General features: G+C 67.0%; 15 protein-coding genes. 4 read left to right on the top strand and 11 right to left on the bottom strand.

Annotated features, from left to right (window positions below; genetic code table 11):
* Nucleotides 1-4: 4 nt before the first annotated feature.
* Nucleotides 5-3,469 (bottom strand): hypothetical protein, encoded by a 3,465-nt coding sequence (locus tag M0L44_RS04560; RefSeq protein ID WP_252768475.1) that lies wholly within the window; start codon nucleotides 3,467-3,469, stop codon nucleotides 5-7.
* 291 nt (nucleotides 3,470-3,760) lie between these two features.
* A complete protein-coding gene (locus tag M0L44_RS04555; RefSeq protein WP_252768474.1) occupies nucleotides 3,761-5,278 on the bottom strand; it encodes an extracellular catalytic domain type 2 short-chain-length polyhydroxyalkanoate depolymerase in 1,518 nt (505 codons plus the stop codon).
* Nucleotides 5,279-5,658: 380 nt separating this feature from the next.
* Here M0L44_RS04555 and M0L44_RS04550 point away from each other — a divergent pair, with 380 nt between their 5' ends.
* On the top strand, nucleotides 5,659-7,407 hold the full coding sequence (locus M0L44_RS04550; protein WP_252768473.1) for a methyl-accepting chemotaxis protein: 1,749 nt from the start codon (nucleotides 5,659-5,661) through the stop codon (nucleotides 7,405-7,407).
* A gap of 61 nt (nucleotides 7,408-7,468) precedes the next feature.
* On the opposite strand, the gene asd is transcribed toward M0L44_RS04550, so the two are convergent.
* Together asd and M0L44_RS04540 are read right to left on the bottom strand one after the other, a co-directional pair.
* The gene (gene asd, locus M0L44_RS04545; protein ID WP_252768472.1) at nucleotides 7,469-8,329 is read right to left on the bottom strand and encodes an archaetidylserine decarboxylase; all 861 of its coding nucleotides are present in this window, start codon (nucleotides 8,327-8,329) and stop codon (nucleotides 7,469-7,471) included.
* Between the two features lie 90 nt (nucleotides 8,330-8,419).
* Nucleotides 8,420-8,977 (bottom strand): DUF1415 domain-containing protein, encoded by a 558-nt coding sequence (locus tag M0L44_RS04540; protein WP_252768471.1) that lies wholly within the window; start codon nucleotides 8,975-8,977, stop codon nucleotides 8,420-8,422.
* A gap of 165 nt (nucleotides 8,978-9,142) precedes the next feature.
* Between M0L44_RS04540 and M0L44_RS04535 the strand changes: the two genes are divergently transcribed.
* Nucleotides 9,143-9,919, top strand: coding sequence for a ParA family protein (locus tag M0L44_RS04535; protein ID WP_252768470.1), 777 nt, complete (start codon nucleotides 9,143-9,145; stop codon nucleotides 9,917-9,919).
* A 6-nt stretch (nucleotides 9,920-9,925) separates the two neighbouring features.
* Here M0L44_RS04535 and M0L44_RS04530 read toward each other — a convergent pair whose 3' ends face one another.
* Both M0L44_RS04530 and M0L44_RS04525 read right to left on the bottom strand, forming a co-directional pair.
* Entirely contained in the window at nucleotides 9,926-10,312 is a 387-nt protein-coding gene (locus tag M0L44_RS04530; protein WP_252768469.1) for a VOC family protein, read from the bottom strand.
* Between the two features lie 25 nt (nucleotides 10,313-10,337).
* Complete coding sequence (locus M0L44_RS04525; protein WP_252768468.1) at nucleotides 10,338-10,901, bottom strand: M48 metallopeptidase family protein; 564 nt, start codon at nucleotides 10,899-10,901, stop codon at nucleotides 10,338-10,340.
* A 111-nt stretch (nucleotides 10,902-11,012) separates the two neighbouring features.
* Between M0L44_RS04525 and M0L44_RS04520 the strand changes: the two genes are divergently transcribed.
* Both M0L44_RS04520 and M0L44_RS04515 read left to right on the top strand, forming a co-directional pair.
* A complete protein-coding gene (locus tag M0L44_RS04520; RefSeq protein WP_252768467.1) occupies nucleotides 11,013-11,426 on the top strand; it encodes a GlcG/HbpS family heme-binding protein in 414 nt (137 codons plus the stop codon).
* An 82-nt stretch (nucleotides 11,427-11,508) separates the two neighbouring features.
* Nucleotides 11,509-12,399 carry an HDOD domain-containing protein gene (locus M0L44_RS04515; RefSeq protein ID WP_252768466.1) on the top strand — a complete coding sequence of 297 codons (891 nt, stop codon included), beginning with the start codon at nucleotides 11,509-11,511 and terminating at the stop codon, nucleotides 12,397-12,399.
* A 28-nt stretch (nucleotides 12,400-12,427) separates the two neighbouring features.
* On the opposite strand, the gene minE is transcribed toward M0L44_RS04515, so the two are convergent.
* Genes minE through M0L44_RS04490 form a run of 5 tightly spaced genes read right to left on the bottom strand, consistent with a single transcriptional unit; the run spans nucleotide 12,428 to nucleotide 15,772 of the window.
* On the bottom strand, nucleotides 12,428-12,688 hold the full coding sequence (gene minE / locus M0L44_RS04510) for a cell division topological specificity factor MinE (RefSeq protein ID WP_252768465.1): 261 nt from the start codon (nucleotides 12,686-12,688) through the stop codon (nucleotides 12,428-12,430).
* Between the two features lie 5 nt (nucleotides 12,689-12,693).
* Complete coding sequence (gene minD, locus M0L44_RS04505; protein WP_252768464.1) at nucleotides 12,694-13,509, bottom strand: septum site-determining protein MinD; 816 nt, start codon at nucleotides 13,507-13,509, stop codon at nucleotides 12,694-12,696.
* A gap of 47 nt (nucleotides 13,510-13,556) precedes the next feature.
* Nucleotides 13,557-14,399, bottom strand: a complete 843-nt coding sequence (gene minC / locus M0L44_RS04500; RefSeq protein WP_252768463.1) for a septum site-determining protein MinC — start codon at nucleotides 14,397-14,399, stop codon at nucleotides 13,557-13,559.
* On the bottom strand, nucleotides 14,308-15,477 hold the full coding sequence (locus M0L44_RS04495; RefSeq protein WP_252768462.1) for a tRNA dihydrouridine synthase: 1,170 nt from the start codon (nucleotides 15,475-15,477) through the stop codon (nucleotides 14,308-14,310). The genes minC and M0L44_RS04495 overlap by 92 nt, the downstream gene beginning before the upstream one ends.
* A gap of 58 nt (nucleotides 15,478-15,535) precedes the next feature.
* Nucleotides 15,536-15,772: a hypothetical protein gene (locus M0L44_RS04490; RefSeq protein WP_252768461.1), complete on the bottom strand. Its 237-nt coding sequence runs from the start codon at nucleotides 15,770-15,772 to the stop codon at nucleotides 15,536-15,538.
* Nucleotides 15,773-15,939: the final 167 nt, after the last annotated feature.

Here is a 15,939-nt window from a genome sequence, read left to right as displayed (position 1 = left end):
CGCGCTACAAAGCTGGCGCCCCCACCGCAGCTCGCAAACCATCCTCTCGCATGTCGATCACAAAGAAGATGACTGTGACATCGTCTCCATTCCTGCGATAGCTTCCCCTGACAGCGCCGGGCCTTGCCCCGTCGGCGGGTATCGCCGATTGGCATTGATACGTTGTGCCCGGAGGTGGACGCCTTGCCACCTCTTCGACTGCAGTGCGCATCTCTGAGACGTCCTTGCGATTGCTGTAGGTGACATGGAAGAGGATGTCGGCCCAAGAGTAGCCAAGGAGCTTGTGGAGATGTGCAGAAATCCGCTTGTCGTTAGGCTGCGATGCTTTCAGCGCCTCGAAAACGGTGATGTCTACGCCTCGGCGACGGACCACGAAGTCACGCCTTCCGGCATTGCCCTTCTCCGTGTAGCCGCCCGGTGACTGCTCGTGCGCCTGCCAACCCAAACTTCCTTCGAGTCGCGCCTCGACCAACTCGGCGACGATGCCATTGAAGTCGTCTTCATCGAATTCCGTATGCCTGTCGAGCTTGAGGAATGACAGCGTTCGCTGAAAAGCGGCGAGCGCGTCCTGAAAGGCTGCCGTCAGCAGCTTCTCCAATGCCAAGGGTGGCCCCATCAGAACTTCTGCCTGCTCCGAAGCGGGGAGCTCCATGAATGAACGCATGGCTGCGCGCAACTGGACCGCCGCCTCCTGTTTGAAAAGCACGAGGGGAGGCGCGCCAAAGCCGGCCGAATGATCGATGTGGCTCTCGGCCCCGACGAGCAGCGATGCGTCGCCGTAGCGCTCCCTGCCTGACCGAATCAACGCACGGGCACGATCCGGCTCGCCAAGCCTCGCGCTGGCCACCGCCTCGAATGCCGTGCTCTCGGCGGTGCGCTCCACAGACGCAAGTTCCTTGAGGCGATTCATGGCCTCCCTGGGGCGCCCAACGGCCAGCAGCATGGCTGCGCAATTTGGCACATGGATGGCGCGGGACATGTCGCTGAGTCCCTTGATAGAAGGAATGGCCCGGTCAGCCTCATCAATTGCGAGGCGGGCCATCTCAGCATCCTCCCCGACCACGACACGAAACAGGTTCTCCCCGAGGAGCTTGACCACACGTGCGGCGAGCAGGTTGATCGCGTATGCAGGCAACGGGTGCTGCCGATACAGGCTGTGAAAAATCCCTGCAGCTTTCAAGGCTTCGGGTGGCTCGTTCTTGAGGCACACCAACGCGCGGAAGAAATCCAGTGTTCTCTGCGCCTCGGCCTGGTGTTCCGGCCGCAGACCGTCTGGAATCTTGGCTGATGCAACCGCATCAAACGTGCCGCTCAGGTAGTGGATCTGCAATTGCTGATTCAGGGTCTGCACGGCCAACGCGGGAAGATTTCTTCCACGTTGCGCTTCTTGGGCCTCTCGCAGATATGCACTGGCAAGCTCAGGAAGCCCTGCATCCAGAAGCGCTTGCCCGCGCTCCGACGCTTGTGTGACGAACGCTGCACGGCTAGCTTCGTCGGGTGTCAATACCCGCAACCGGGCAACAATGCGCTCTCGGTACACCGCCGGCACACGGGGCAGCAACATGGCCAGTATCAGAGGATCCTCGACCAGCAGGAGCGCCTTTACGAGGCGCTCTTGTTGAGCAGGGACCTCCAGCCTGTTCACGGCCTCGATCAAATCTGACTCCAGACGCGGCCCTTGCCGACCTCGGACCTGGTTGTCCAGCTGGAATGTGAAGGCGTCGACCCGGCCCCTGTCCGGGCGATTACTCGCCCCAGCCTGGATCGCCAAAGCCAATGCTTCGACGAGGTCGCCAGGTACGCTTTCGGGGTAGCCCACCACCGCACGGCTCAGCATTCGTATCTGCTCACGCATGGACAAACCCAGACCCACGACATCGTCCGGTCGACGAGCCAGTTCGGCCTGCAAGTCGAGGGGATAGAAGATCCTGGGTTGGAGGTGGCCGTGATCCATTGCCAGTCGGGCCAGCGCGGCCGCGCCCGTAACGTCTACCCATCGTGTATCGGCCCGTTCCTTTGCATGGAATGCCTTTCGATAAGCAGAAGCCACGGTCTCCGCTTCTGCAGGAGGCAACGACTCACCCACCACGGCAACGGCCTTCAGCATGACCGCAAACTCCAGGGAGGTGGCCTGGGCGCTTGCCATTTCTATAAGTGACTGGCGAACTTGCCGCTTGATATCCACGGGCAGTCCACGCAGGTGGTCTAGGCCAATGGGTAGCAAAGGCACGCCATCACTCCCCCCGCAATCGTGCTCCTGCATCACGATCAGCAAGCGCGCGGATTCAGCCGGAGCTACGTCGCCCTGAACAAAGTGATACCGGAGAACCTCCAGGCAGTCCGCCAACAATGACGCTTGCACCGAGTCGGCAGCCTCATTGCGATAGTCCCGGTCGATCTGGAACTGCACATGCCATGTAGCGACCAGGTGGCAGACCAGACCCGCTGCAGGCGGACAGAAAATGAGGTCGGCAAGGACCTGCGGCGCTTGTAGGCAGCAGTCAATCAGCACGTCGCAAAGTTCAGGATGGCACGTCGCCAGCGCGACCAGTTCCTGAGTCATCTTGGAAGGGACCGGTCCAGCCTCGACATGCGCCAGCTCAAGCACCAGTACTCTCATGAGTGCGCAGAGCGCATGCGCCTCATAGAGGTCGGTCCCGTAGTGAGCGCGCGTACGAGCGAGGACGCGTCCCAGCAGATCAGGCTTCACTTCGATAGGTACCAGCTCTTGCATGTCCCCGGAGGCCCGCAGGCTTTCGGCAACGGACACGTGGTCCCATGTGGGGAGATTGGCATTGCGTAGGGCTTGAAGTGAAGCCTCCCTGAACCGCTGTGCATCCTGCTCGGACCAAACGGCAGAAGGAATCAGGGGGACCAAATCGAGCACTTCCCAGCGCATGGCCCACGTTGCGAGATCGACTGGTGGCTGGTCATCCCAAAGTCGCGCCGCAATCCAGGTCGGCGTCTGGACGGGCGGCTTGTGCCCCGATTCGGCTCCAGCGACGAGGTAGTCTTCAAAGGTACTTGCACTGACATGTGCGCCTGGCTGCGCGATTTGATATTTCACGTCGCTAAGCCAGTAGACAAAAGACCGTAGCGCCTCTGCATACGGCACATCGTGCCGAAGGTAATAGTCGCTCAACGCAACGGCAGGAACTACCCGTCCCTGGATGAGCCGAAACCATCCCCTCGCCAGCGCTTGGTCGAAGTCCGGCAGCTCGGCTCCCACCTCCAAGCGAATGCGCATGTACTCCTGCCGCGCAGTCGCTTCGTCATCGTTTCTGCTCGAAGTCGTATTCAGCAAAAGCTCAAGCAGATCCCCGTCTCTGGGCGTCTCCTGTTCGGCAGACATCAAACCCAGGTGAGGACGGGGCATCGAAGGCAATGCAGCGAATCTTGCGCTTAGCACGGCTCGCGCCTGGAACAATGAGTAGTGCAGGCTTGGAATTCGATTCATCGTATTGCTCACGGTCTATTCTTGCTCTCACCTGCTGGTCGGGAAGTGGCAGCAACCCTGCGCACGAGTGAAATTTCATGCTCGTGAGTGAGTGTCCAAACTGTACGGAATCGCAGCGCTGTAGCCACCACACCGAGACCGGATTGGTGAGGCGCGCCGGGGCTTTCAGCCGACGCAGCCCCAGGAGCCGACGGCCAAGTTCTCCTGCTCAAACTGCAGCAGTTTCTCGTGGTCCTGGTGGGTCACTGGGGCCAAGCAGATCATGGGGCGCAGTGTAGAAGAGCCCGCGCCCCGCACAGGCCCTCAGGGACAGCTGCCAATCACGTAGTAGTTGGCCCCCGTCTGCTTCAGCGTGGTGGTGACGAACACGTTCCACAGGCCCATGGCCTGGTTGGAGCCGTTGGCGTAGGTGTAGCCGCCGCTCTGGTGGGCCCGGCCGGCCGTGGTGTGGGCGTAGTTGCTGGCGGTGAAGCAGGTGGCGGCGGCCCCGGTGGTGGTGGCGCTGACCGCGGCCGAGAGCGCGCCCTGCGTGCCGCCGCTGTCCAGGGCGGCCACGGTCCAGCTGTAGGGGGTGGCGGGCGACAGGCCGCTGTCCACGTAGCTGGTGCCGGTGACGGCCGAGGTGTCCACCTGCACGCCGTTGCGGAACACGTGGTAGCCCACCGCGCCGCTGACCGCGTTCCAGCCGAGGGTCATGGTGGTGTCGGTGGCGCCCGAAGCCACCAGCCCGGTGGGCGCAGGCAGGGCGCCTCCTCCCCCCCCACCACCCGAGCCGGAGGCCACCTGGTCCACCATGGCCTTGATGGCCTGCGCCTGCGCGCCGGTGCGCTGGGCGAAGTTGCCGCCGTACCAGCCCACCCAGTCCCAGCAGCCGTTGGGGTTGGCCAGCGAGCCGCTGGCGGCGGTGCTGCGGCTGGTGTTGTCCACCTTCGTCTGCGGGAAGAGCACGACGATGCTGTTGGTGTCGGCCCAGCGGGTGTAGCCGGTGTTCTTCAGGAACTTGTCGCCAATCGTGGCGACATTCTGCTGGCAGCCATGCAGGGCCACATGCAGGCGGCACACCGCCCCGCTGGCGCAGTTGGCCGGCACATAGAGCCAGCCGGTGGCGGCCATGCCGGGGTTGCCCGCGGTGAAGGGCGTCTGGTCGAACTCGATGTAGTTGGCCGCGGCCGGCGCGTCGTTGCGGGCGTTGAGCGTGCCGTAGAACTGGCTCAGCACCGCCTTGGCGCCGTCGTAGCCGCAGTTGGCGATGTAGGGCGAGGCGCTGGTGCCGCAGCTGTTGTTGCCGGTGGCGGCAAAGTCGGTGGGGAACACATGCGCCGTGCCGCTGCGCTGCACATAGCTCAGGTTGGCGGCGGGCACCCCGTTGCTGGTGTACTGGGTCTGCACCGCGTTCATGGGCTTGGGGCCCACCGTGGTGTCGCTGGTGCCCACAAACATGAACACTTTCTGCCCGGCCACGTTGGCCAGGGGGTCGATGGCGGTGCCGCTCCAGTTGTTCAGGTCCGCCTGCAGGGTGCTGAGCATGCTGCTGGAGATGCTGGCGTTGTACATGCAGGCGGTGTAGTTGCTGTGGCCCGCGCACATGTACGGCCCGCCCGCGAACACCCCCACACCCTTGAAGGTGCCCGAATAGGCATAGCCCAGCTGATTGGCCATGAAGCCGCCCGAGGACAGGCCGGACACGGTGATCTGGCCGGTGTCGATGTGGAGCTGAGGCAAGGCCACGGCGGCAGTGGCGGACGTGGATGCACAGGCAAGGGTGAGCGCGGCCAACAGCACCGCCACGCCCCGCGCCCGGAGGCGGGCAAAGGTTGTCATGGCAAGTCTTTCTGAGTGGATGCAGGTGCCCGCCTGACCGGGTTGGTGGCGCAAGGTGGTGGCGCAGGCCACGGACCGCGCCCAGCAGGCGGCGGCCCATCGTAGAAGGCTGGCCACATCGGCGCCGGGGGGCGCTTTCCCGGTGACCTAAGCGTTCCATGGCAAACCCCCGGCCACTCGAATGTCAGAAAAGACCTACGCGAAATCCTCAATACAGAGGATCCTCAGCCGATAAGAAGAGGAGCATCCCCCTCAGGTCACCGGCGAAATCAAGCAGTGCGCTCAGGAGACACGGTCGTTGCCCCGGGGGCCGACCCAGCGCAGGCCTGCCCGCCACCGCCGAGGTCAGTCAGATTTCCCTTCTCCCGTTAAGGAGCATCATGTCTTTGTTCAAGAGAATCAGCCTCAGCCAGCGCCTCTACGCGGTGTCGTTCGCACTCATCGTTGCCCTCATGGCCGTCACGGCCAGCACCTGGATCCAACTGCGCGAAGTCCGCGAACTGGCCCACCGCACCGGTGACATCAAGGTGCTTCAGCTGAGCCTGATCGCCAGCACCGAACTGAAGATTTCGCAGGCACTGTCGGACATCCGACAGGCCATGCTGGCGGGCACCCCGCAGGAGATGGAGCAGGCCGCCAAGGCCCTGCAGGCCCGGCGACAGGAGATCACCAAGAACGACGACGACTTCCTGGCCGAGATCCAGGACCAGGCGGGCCGTGACGCCTTCAAGCGCGACTGGCTGGACCTGCAGCAGGTCTCCTGGCCCGTGGCAGAAAAGAACCTGGATCTGATCCGGTCGGGCAAGCATGACGAAGCCCTGACGATGCTGGCCCAGACCACGGTTCCGCAGTTCGCCAAGATCCAGAAATGGCTCAGCGAAGAGCGCAGCCGCCAGACCCAGGTGCTGGGTCAGGACGTGGCGACCATCGGCACCAATGTCGAGGAGGTTCGGCTCCAGCTGACGCTGCTGGTCGCGGCCGTTGCCGCGGGCCTGGTGGCCATGTCCTGGATGGTCGCCCGCTCGCTGCGCCGGCGCGTGGCCCAGGCCCAGATCGTGGCCGACCGCGTCAAGCAGGGTGACTTCTCCACGACCGTCGAAGACACCGCGGTGGACGAGTTCAGCCCGCTGCTGGCCACGCTGGCCGCCATGCAGGCCTCGCTGACGGAGGTGGTGGCCCAGGTCCGCGGCAGTGCCGAGAGCGTGGCCACGGCCAGCGCGGAGATCGCCCAGGGCAACCAGGACCTCAGCCAACGCACCGAGGAACAGGCCGGCGCGCTGCAGCAGACGGCGGCCACCATGCACCAGCTCGGCTCCACCGTGCGCACCAACGCCGACAGCGCCCACCAGGCCAACCAACTGGCCCAGGGGGCTTCCACCGTCGCCACCCAGGGCGGTGCGATCGTCGAACAGGTGGTCACCACCATGCAGGGCATCAGCGGCAGCAGCCGCAAGATCGGCGACATCATCGGCGTGATCGACGGCATCGCGTTCCAGACCAACATCCTGGCCCTGAATGCCGCGGTGGAAGCCGCGCGTGCCGGGGAACAGGGGCGCGGTTTTGCCGTCGTGGCCGGCGAGGTCCGCACGCTGGCCCAGCGCAGCGCCGAAGCCGCCCGGGAGATCAAGCGCCTGATCACCAGCAACGTCGAACAGGTGGATCAGGGCGCGGCCCTGGTTGACCAGGCCGGCAAGACCATGGACGAGATCGTCCGCTCCATCAAGCAGGTCAGCGACATCGTGGGCGAGATCAGCTCCGCCTCGACCGAACAGAGTGACGGCGTCGTGCAGGTGGTCAACGCCGTCGGCCAGATGGACCAGGTGACGCAGCAAAATGCCGCCCTGGTGGAACAGAGCGCTGCCGCGGCCGAAAGCATGAAGCACCAAGCCCAGCAACTGGTGCAGGCGGTCTCCGTCTTCAAGCTGGTGGGCCATCACCAGCTGGCGGTGACCTCTTCGGCGCCCGCCACGCACAGCCCCCGCGCCACACCGGCCGCAGCGGCCCGCAGTGCAGTCAAGCGCCGGCCCGCCCAGACCGCGCCCGCGGCAAGCGGAGCCGCCCACGGCCAGAGCGCGCCCTCGGCCAACTCGGCTGCCAACGCGCCAAGCGAGGAGTGGGCGGCCTTCTGAACGGACGGCCCCCAGGGAGCGCCGGCGGCGGGCAGCCGACCGCCGCGCCCCCCTTCCCCGCTCAGCCGCGGCTGGCCATCGCCTCGCCCAGGCGGATGGCGCCGCCCGGCGCCCATCCGGGGTTGAACTGCAGCGGTCCCTGCGGAAAGAGCATCACCACGGTGGAGCCCAGCAGGAAGCGGCCCATCTCCTCGCCCTGGCGCAACTGCACCGGCGCGGCGCTGTCGTCATAACGCCATTCCCGCACCTGGCCGGGGCGCGGCGGGTTGACCACGCCGTGCCACACGGTGGCCATGCTGCCGACGATGGTGGCGCCCACCAGCACCAGCACGAAGGGGCTCTGCCCCGGGTTCACGCCCTCGAACACACACACCACCCGCTCGTTGCGGGCGAACAGCCCCGGCACGCCACGGGCGGTGGTGGGGTTGACGGAGAACAGCTCGCCCGGCACGTGGATCATGCGAGTGAGCCGGCCGTCACAAGGCATGTGGATGCGGTGGTAGTCGCGCGGGCTCAGGTACAGGCAGGCAAAGTGGCCGTGGTCGAAGCGGGCGGCCAGCGCCGCGTCACCGCCCACCAGGGCGGTGCTGCTGTAGTGGTGGCCCTTGGCCTGCAGCAGCTGGTCACGCTGCAGCGGGCCAAACTGGCTGATGGCGCCGTCCACCGGGCAGATCAGGTCGGCGCGGGCCAGCGGCCGAGCCTCCGGCTTCAGGGCCCGGGTGAAGAAATCGTTGAAGCTGCGGTAGGCCGCCGGGTCGGACTGCACCGCCTCGTCCATGTTCACGCCGTAGCGGCGGATGAAGCGCCGGATGATGCCGGTGGTGATGACGCCCCAGCGCCCCCCAGCCACCCAGCCGGCAAAGGACGTGAGGGCCCGCTTGGGCAGCAGGTACTGGGGCAGGACGGCGAGGCGATCGGACACGTTGGCGGCGGCAGGCTGGGGTGAGCGCCCAGGCACGCATGCCCGGGCAGGATGGCGGGCGATTGTAAGGACGCTGCCCCGACCCTCTTCTCAAGCCTTCTTGGCGGGGAAAAGCTCGCGCCAACCCGCCAGCCCCAGGCGCTCCAGCGTCTCGATGTTGCGCTCGTAGATGGTCTCTGCTTCGGGGAAGACCTCCACCGCGCGGTCGATGCTGGTCTCGCGGATCAGGTGCAGCGTGGGGTACGGCGCCCGGTTGGTGAAGTTGGAGATGTCGTCCACCTCGGTGCCGGCAAACTGGAACTGCGGGTGGAAGTTGGCGATCTGCAGCGTGCCTTCCAGGCCCAGCGCTTCCAGCACGGCGTCGGCCTCGTCCAGGAAGTCGTTGAAATCCAGGAAGTCCTGCATCGCCAGCGGATGCACCAGCAGCGTGGTGTCGGTCACCTCGGGGTCCACCTCGGCCAGATGGCGCAGCTCGGCCACCAGTTGTTCGTGCAGGGCTTCGGGCGTGGTGGCCTCGCTCACCACGGTGCGCACCTGGCCCTTCACCCGCACGCTCTTGGCAAAGGGGCACAGGTTCAGGCCGATGACGGCCTTGTCCAGCCAGTCCAGGGTGTCATCCAGCACCTGCTGGCGGAAGGTCTCGTCCATGGTGGGCTCCGAATGTTCTGGCCCGGATTGTCCACCGTCACCGCTGCGGTGCATTTGCGCCAGCCAGGGTGCACCCGGGTCCGGACGGACCTTGTTGCGATGCACAATCGGGACAGCGCCATGGCGGCCGACCCGTCACGCAGCGCCCCCACAGGAGACGTTCACATGCGATACGTGGTGTTCAATCAGAAAGGCGGCGTGGGCAAGTCCACCATCGCCAGCAACCTGGCGGCCATCAGCGCCAGCCAGGGCCTGCGCACCCTGCTGGTGGACCTGGACCCCCAGGGCAATTCCACCCGCTACCTGCTGGGCGAGGCGGCCGACGAGGCCCCTGCGGGCGTGGCCGATTTCTTCGAGCAGCAGCTCAAGTTCAGCGTGCGCACACCCACATTGGACGAATTCATCACCCAGACGCCTTTCGAGGGCCTGGACCTGATGGCCTCCAGCCCGGCGCTGGACGACATGCACGGCAAGCTGGAGTCGCGCTACAAGATCTACAAGCTGCGCGACGCCCTGGCCGAGTTGCAGGAAGCCGGCTACGACGAGATCTGGATCGACACGCCGCCGGCGCTGAACTTCTACACCCGCTCGGCGCTGATCGCGGCCGAAGGCTGCCTGATCCCCTTCGACTGCGACGATTTCTCGCGCCGGGCCCTCTACACCCTGCTGGAGAACGTGCAAGAGATCCAGTCCGACCACAACGAGGCGCTGAAGGTCAGCGGCATCGTGGTCAACCAGTTCCAGCCGCGGGCCAGCCTGCCCCAGCGCATCGTGCAGGAGCTGGTGGACGAGGGGCTGCCGGTGCTGCAACCCTATTTGGGCAGCAGCGTGAAGGTGAAGGAATCCCACGAGCGCAACCTGCCGCTGATCCACCTGGATGCGCGACACAAGCTGACGCAGGACTTCCTGGCCCTGCATGCGGCCATCAGCGCCCAGGGCTGAGGCCGCTCAGGCGAAGAACTCGCGCAGCTGAAAGACGTTGCCCTCCGGGTCGCAGGCATTGCGCACCCGGAAACGCGGGCCGGCCCATTCGTCGTCGAAGACGATGCCGCCCAGGGCGATGGCGCGCTCCCGGGCTTCGGCCAGGCTGTACACCGTGAAGAAGAGCTTGATGGCCGTGTCCTCGCGCGGCAGCGGCGGCGTGCTGATCTGCACGCGCTCGGCATAGGCCGGCGGCAGTGCGTGCAGCACCATCTGGAAGTCGGCCGACTCGATCACCATCAGCTCGGCCGTGGCGTGCAGCGTGCGCATGCCCAGCACCCCCTCGTAGAAGACGGCCAGGCCATTCATGTCCTTGGCATAGATCAGCGCGCCAGCGCGGGCGGGTCCGGGCATCGGGTCTCCTTGGAATCCTTGGGAATCAGGCCGGGGACGGGGTGGGTCCTGGCGGCTGGCGCCGGGCCCATTCCTGGGCCAGCAGCCAGAGCCGGGTGTCGAATTCCAGCTGATGGTAGTCGGACACCATGTGGCTGCACAGGGCGTAGAAGGCCTTGTCGTGCTCCCGCTCCTTGAGGTGGGCCAGCTCATGCACGACGATCATGCGCAGGAAGCTGGCCGGCGCATCGCGGAACAGGCTGGCCACGCGGATCTCGCGCTTGGCCTTGAGCTTGCCGCCCTGCACCCGGGCGATCGTGGTGTGGGTGCCCAGGGCCTGGGTCAGCACCTTGAGCTTGGCGTCGTAGACCACCAGCGACACCGGACCGCTCTGGCGCATGTGGCGCTGCTTCAGGTCCATCGCGTAGTCGTACAGCGCCGCATCGGTGCGCACGGTGTGCCGCTCGGGGTGGCGCTGCGCCAGGGCCTCGCCCAGGCGGCCGGCCTCCAGCAGCGGCAGCACCTGGCCCAGCAGCTCGGGTGGATAGCCACCCAGAAAGCGGGCCATCAGCTGGGCCGCCGGGCTGTGCGTGGACGGTGAAACAGACATGACCGGATTGTCGGTGCTGGTTTGCGCGCAGGCAGCGATACTTTCTGCCTTCTGCAGAGAAGGCCGCCAGCCCTTGCGGCCCTGAGTTCAACCCTGTCACGGAACCCCACGATGTACACCAAGCCCTGCCTGAGCCATGCCGATGTGGCCACCATCCTGTCCGCCGCCCGCGCCGAAGCCGAGCGCAACCAGTGGGCGGTGAGCATCGCCGTGGCGGACGATGGCGGCCACCTGCTGGGCCTGTACCGCCTGGACGGCGCCGCCCCGCTGTCCGCCCACATCGCCCCGGCCAAGGCCCGCACCGCTGCGCTGGGCCGCCGCGAGAGCATCGTCTACGAAGAGATGATCAACAAGGGCCGCGTGTCCTTCCTGAGTGCCCCGGAAATCGAGGGCATGCTCGAAGGCGGCGTGCCGGTGCTGATCGATGGCCAGGTGGCCGGTGCCGTGGGCGTGAGCGGCGTGAAGTCCAGCGAAGACGCCCAGATCGCCAAGGCCGGCATCGCTGCGCTGGGCCTGGGCACCTGAGCGATTCGCAGATCCGGTCAGGAACGCCTTCAGTGCCCCCGCAGGATGTCGATAAGGTGATGACGCCGCACCCAACGCCGACATGACCGACGACACCCTCGCGCCCCCGCGCTCGCGCGCCCAGCAAGTCCGCCAGGAACTGGATCAGGCCCACCGCAGCGGGCCGCTGAAGACCATCGTCATCCCGCCTTGCCCGGAGTTGCTCACGCGCATGCGCTCGGCCCTGGCGCAGACCGAACCTGACCTGACCGAGGTGGCCCGCATCGCCGCCAGCGATGTGGCCATGTCGGCCACGCTGATCAAGCTGGCCAACAGCCCCGCGTTTTCGTTGGGGCAGCCGGTGCACACGGTGGGTCAGGCCATGACCCGGCTGGGCCTGCAGAAGACGGCCCAGGAGATGACGGCCTACCTGGTGCGCACCACGCTGAAGGTCAACAGCCCGCAGCTGCAGCGCTTCTGGGAGCGATCCACCCAGCGGGCGGTGGCCATGGGCCACATCGCTCACCACCTGCCGGGCCTGTCGGTGGACCTGGCCCACACCTACGGCCTGTTCGCCCATGTGGGCATGCCGGTGATGATGCAAAGCCTGCGCGGCTATGCCAGCACCATGGTGGAAGCGGCGGCGCGGATCGACCGCTCCTACATCGCCACCGAGAACGCCAACCACCGCACCGACCACGCGGTGGTGGGAGCCCTGGTGGCCCGCGTGTGGCAGCTGGCCCCGGAGGTGATGGTGGCGATCCGCCGCCACCACGATCTGGACATGCTGGGCGACGGCGAGACCGAACCCGAGGCCCACACCCTGGTGGCCGCGGGCCTGGTGGCCGAGCACCTGATGCGCCGCCACGAAGGCCTGCCGCCGGATGCGGACTGGGCCGGACACGAAGCCGCAGCCCTGGACTGGCTGCACCTCGCGCCAGGTGACCTGGCCCAGTGGGAGGAAGAGCTGCTGCCACTGCTGGACGCCTGCTGAAACGCAGGCGCCGATCGACGGCACCGCCTCAGCGGTTGTCCGGCAGTTCGATCTTCACCTCGAGCACTTCCAGGTTGTCCTGGCGCTCGAGCTGGACCTTCAGGTCGTCCGGGTTGATCTTCACGTACTTCGAGATCACGGCCACCAGCTCGCGCTGCAGCGCGGGCAGGTAGTCGGGCGTCGCGGCATTGCGGCCGCTGCGCTCGTGGGCCAGGATGATCTGCAGCCGCTCCTTGGCGACGGTGGCGGTGGTCTTCTTCTCGCCGAGCAGGAAGGAGAGGAAGGACATGGGCATCACCTCGCTCCGAAGATGCGCTTGAAGAAGCCGGGCTTGACGGCATCGGTGAAGCGCATGGGCTTGTCTTCACCCAGGAAGCGGGCGACCACGTCCTGGTAGGCCTCGGACACGTCGGTGCCCTTGAGGTGCACCGCCGGCAGGCCCTGGTTGGAGGCCTCCAGCACGCTTTCCGATTCCGGGATCACGCCGATCAGCTCAATGCGCAGGATCTCCTGGATGTCTTCCAGCGACAGCATCTGGCCACCCACCACCCGGTTGGGGTTGTAGCGGGTGATCAGCAGGTGCTCCTTGATCGGCTCGGCGCCGGAGATGGCACGCTGGGTCTTGGACGCCAGGATGCCCAGGATGCGGTCAGAGTCGCGCACCGAGGACACCTCGGGGTTGGTCACCACCAGCGCCTCGTCGGCGAAGTGCATGGCCATCAGCGCGCCGGTTTCGATGCCGGCCGGCGAGTCGCAGACGATGTAATCGAAGCCCATCTCCTTGAGATCGTTCAGCACCCGCTCCACGCCCTCCTGAGTCAGCGCGTCCTTGTCACGCGTCTGCGAGGCGGCCAGAACGAACAGGTTGTCGCACTGCTTGTCCTTGATCAGCGCCTGCTTGAGGCTGGCCTCGTTGTGGATCACGTTGATCAGGTCATAGACCACGCGGCGCTCGCAGCCCATGATCAGGTCCAGGTTGCGCAGGCCGACATCGAAGTCGATCACGGCCGTCTTGAAGCCGCGCAGGGCCAGGCCGGAGGCGAAGCTGGCCGATGTGGTGGTCTTGCCCACACCTCCCTTGCCAGAGGTCACCACGACGATCTTGGTCATCGGTACAGGTCCTTTCGAAACTTTTCGGAAAACTTTTGCGAAAACGGTCAGAACTTCAGGGGCTCGAACAGCAGCTTGTCCCCGTCCAGGCGCACCTGGGCGGGCTTGCCGGCCACCTCGGGCGGCAGGCCGGCCTCGGTGGTGCGCCAGGTGCCGGCGATGGAGACCAGCTGCGGCTCCATGCAGGCGGCAAAGATGCGGGCCTGGGTGTCGCCCTTTGCGCCGGCAATCGCCCGGCCCCGCAGCGGCGCGTACACGTGGATGCTGCCGTCGGCGATCACCTCGGCACCGAAGCTCACCACGGCCAGCACGATCAGGTCGGCCCCGCGGGCATACACCTGCTGGCCCGAGCGCAGCGGCTTGTCGATGATGACGGTGGCCGGGGCTGACGGTGCCTCGGCGGCGGGTTCGGCAGCTTCAAGCGCTTCGGCGACCGGGGTCCGTTGGGCCGCTGGAGCCGGCTCGGCGAGCGGCAGCTCGGCCTGGGCCGGGGTGGCCGCCGTCGGCTCCGGGGCGGGGGCTTCGGCCACAGCCGGCGCCGCCTCGGGGCGCGGCTGGCTCACATCGGGGGCCTCGGCCAGGCCGGCGCTCAGCGCCGCGGCCATCTGTTCGGGATTGCCGCCGCGGGCGGCCATCGGGTTGAAGCCATGGCGGCGCAACAGCGCCACCAAGCCCTCAAAGTCAGGCAACTCGGCCTCGTCGCGCAGCAGGCTGAGGTCCACGCACAGCGGCTCGTGCTCGAACAGGCCCGGCGTGGCACCGTAGCGGGCCGCCAGGGCCTCGGCCAGGGACGCCAGATCAGACGTCTTGAGTTGCAGCGCCAGGACGGTCAGCGCAGCGCTCTTGAGTTCGAACACCGAGGTCGCCGGGACCTTGGAAGACAGGGACATGGCGCGGAGAAAGCGTTGGGACAAAGGCTCCGCCAGACGGGAGCGACCCTGCAGTGTACCGGGCCCCCGCCGTGCGCCCCTCGCCGCCGGGGCCCGCGCCCTCGGGGCCCAGCAGCCCCAGCGCGATGCGCCGGCCGTCGGTCTCGCCACGCCAGGCCTGGTAGGCCGCCTCGGCCTCGGGGTGGTGCCGGCGCAGCAGGTTGAGCCACTGCTTGAGCCGGCCGGCCTGGTGGCGCGGAACGATGTGCAGCCGCACCCGGTCCCAGAAAACCGCCAGCAGCGGCTGCAGTGCGGCCCAGTCCAGCCCGGTCGGCGCCCGGGCCCCCGTGCCTGCCCCCTCGCCTGCGCTCTCGCCCGCCACGGCCGCCCGCACGGCCAAGGCCAGGCCCGGGTCGCAGACCATGCCACGGCCCAGCATCAGGTCGGTGCAGCCGCTCTCGGCCTGGCAGCGGCGGGCATCGTCCACCGTCCAGATCTCGCCGTTGGCCACGACGGGCACCGCCACGGCCTCGCGGATGGCGCCGATGCGGTCCCAGTGGGCCGGCGGCCGGTAGCCCTGCAGCTTGGTGCGGCCGTGCACCACCAATTCCTTCGCTCCGCCCTCGGCCAGGGCCTGGGCGCATTCGACGGCGCGGGCGTCATCCTGGGTGCCCAGGCGCATCTTGGCCGAAACGACCGTGCCGGCCGGCACGGTGCGGCAGACCTCGCGCAGGATGCGGTGCATCAGCTCCGGCTCGTCCAGCAGCGCGGCGCCGCCGCCATGGCGGTTCACCACCTTGGCGGGGCAGCCGAAGTTCAGGTCCACCCCATGGGGGCTGAGGCTGGCCAGACGGGCGGCGTTGTCGGCCAGGCAGACTGGGTCAGAGCCCAGCAACTGCCCCCGCACCGGCACACCCGCCGGGGTGCAGCCGCCGTCGGCCAGCTCCGGCATGACGCGGAAGAACACCCGCTCGGGCAGCAGGGTGTCGGTGACGCGGATGAACTCGCTGACGCAGCGGCTGATGCCGCCCGCACGGGTCAGTACATCGCGCAGCGTGGCGTCGAGCAGCCCTTCCATCGGGGCCAGCAGCAGGTTCATCGCAGATCGGGCAGGCGCAAGCAAACCCGAGACGATACCCGCAGCCGGCCCGGCCGGCTCAGTGCGCCAGCGACAGCACCTGGGGAAAGGCGTACTCCCTGCCGATCACGGCACGGGCGTAGAGGTAGCTGTCGCGGGCCCGGTCGGTCATGCCGTCGAGGTCCACATGGCCCTGCGCATCACAGGGAAAAGCCATGCCGCGGCCGGCATGAAACAGGGACTCGAACCGGAGCAGGTACTGCGTTTGCGCGAGGTCGGAGGCCGTCGCGCCACAGGCGGTGTGCAGACTGACCATGGTGTTGTCTCCCGGCACCCAGGGGCGGATGCCATGACCGAAACTCTAGGCAGACACCCCCGGGGGCAACATCGGCGCGGGCCGGTGCCGGCTGTCGGCGCACGCACGCGGCAGGCTGTCGGACAAATGCCGACAGGGTCGATCCCCATCCAGAGAGCCCTGGCCGC

The organism is Ideonella oryzae, from assembly GCF_024055665.1.
In the GTDB taxonomy this organism is placed as follows: domain Bacteria; phylum Pseudomonadota; class Gammaproteobacteria; order Burkholderiales; family Burkholderiaceae_C; genus Ideonella; species Ideonella oryzae.
This window is presented reverse-complemented; position numbering and strand designations above follow the sequence as displayed.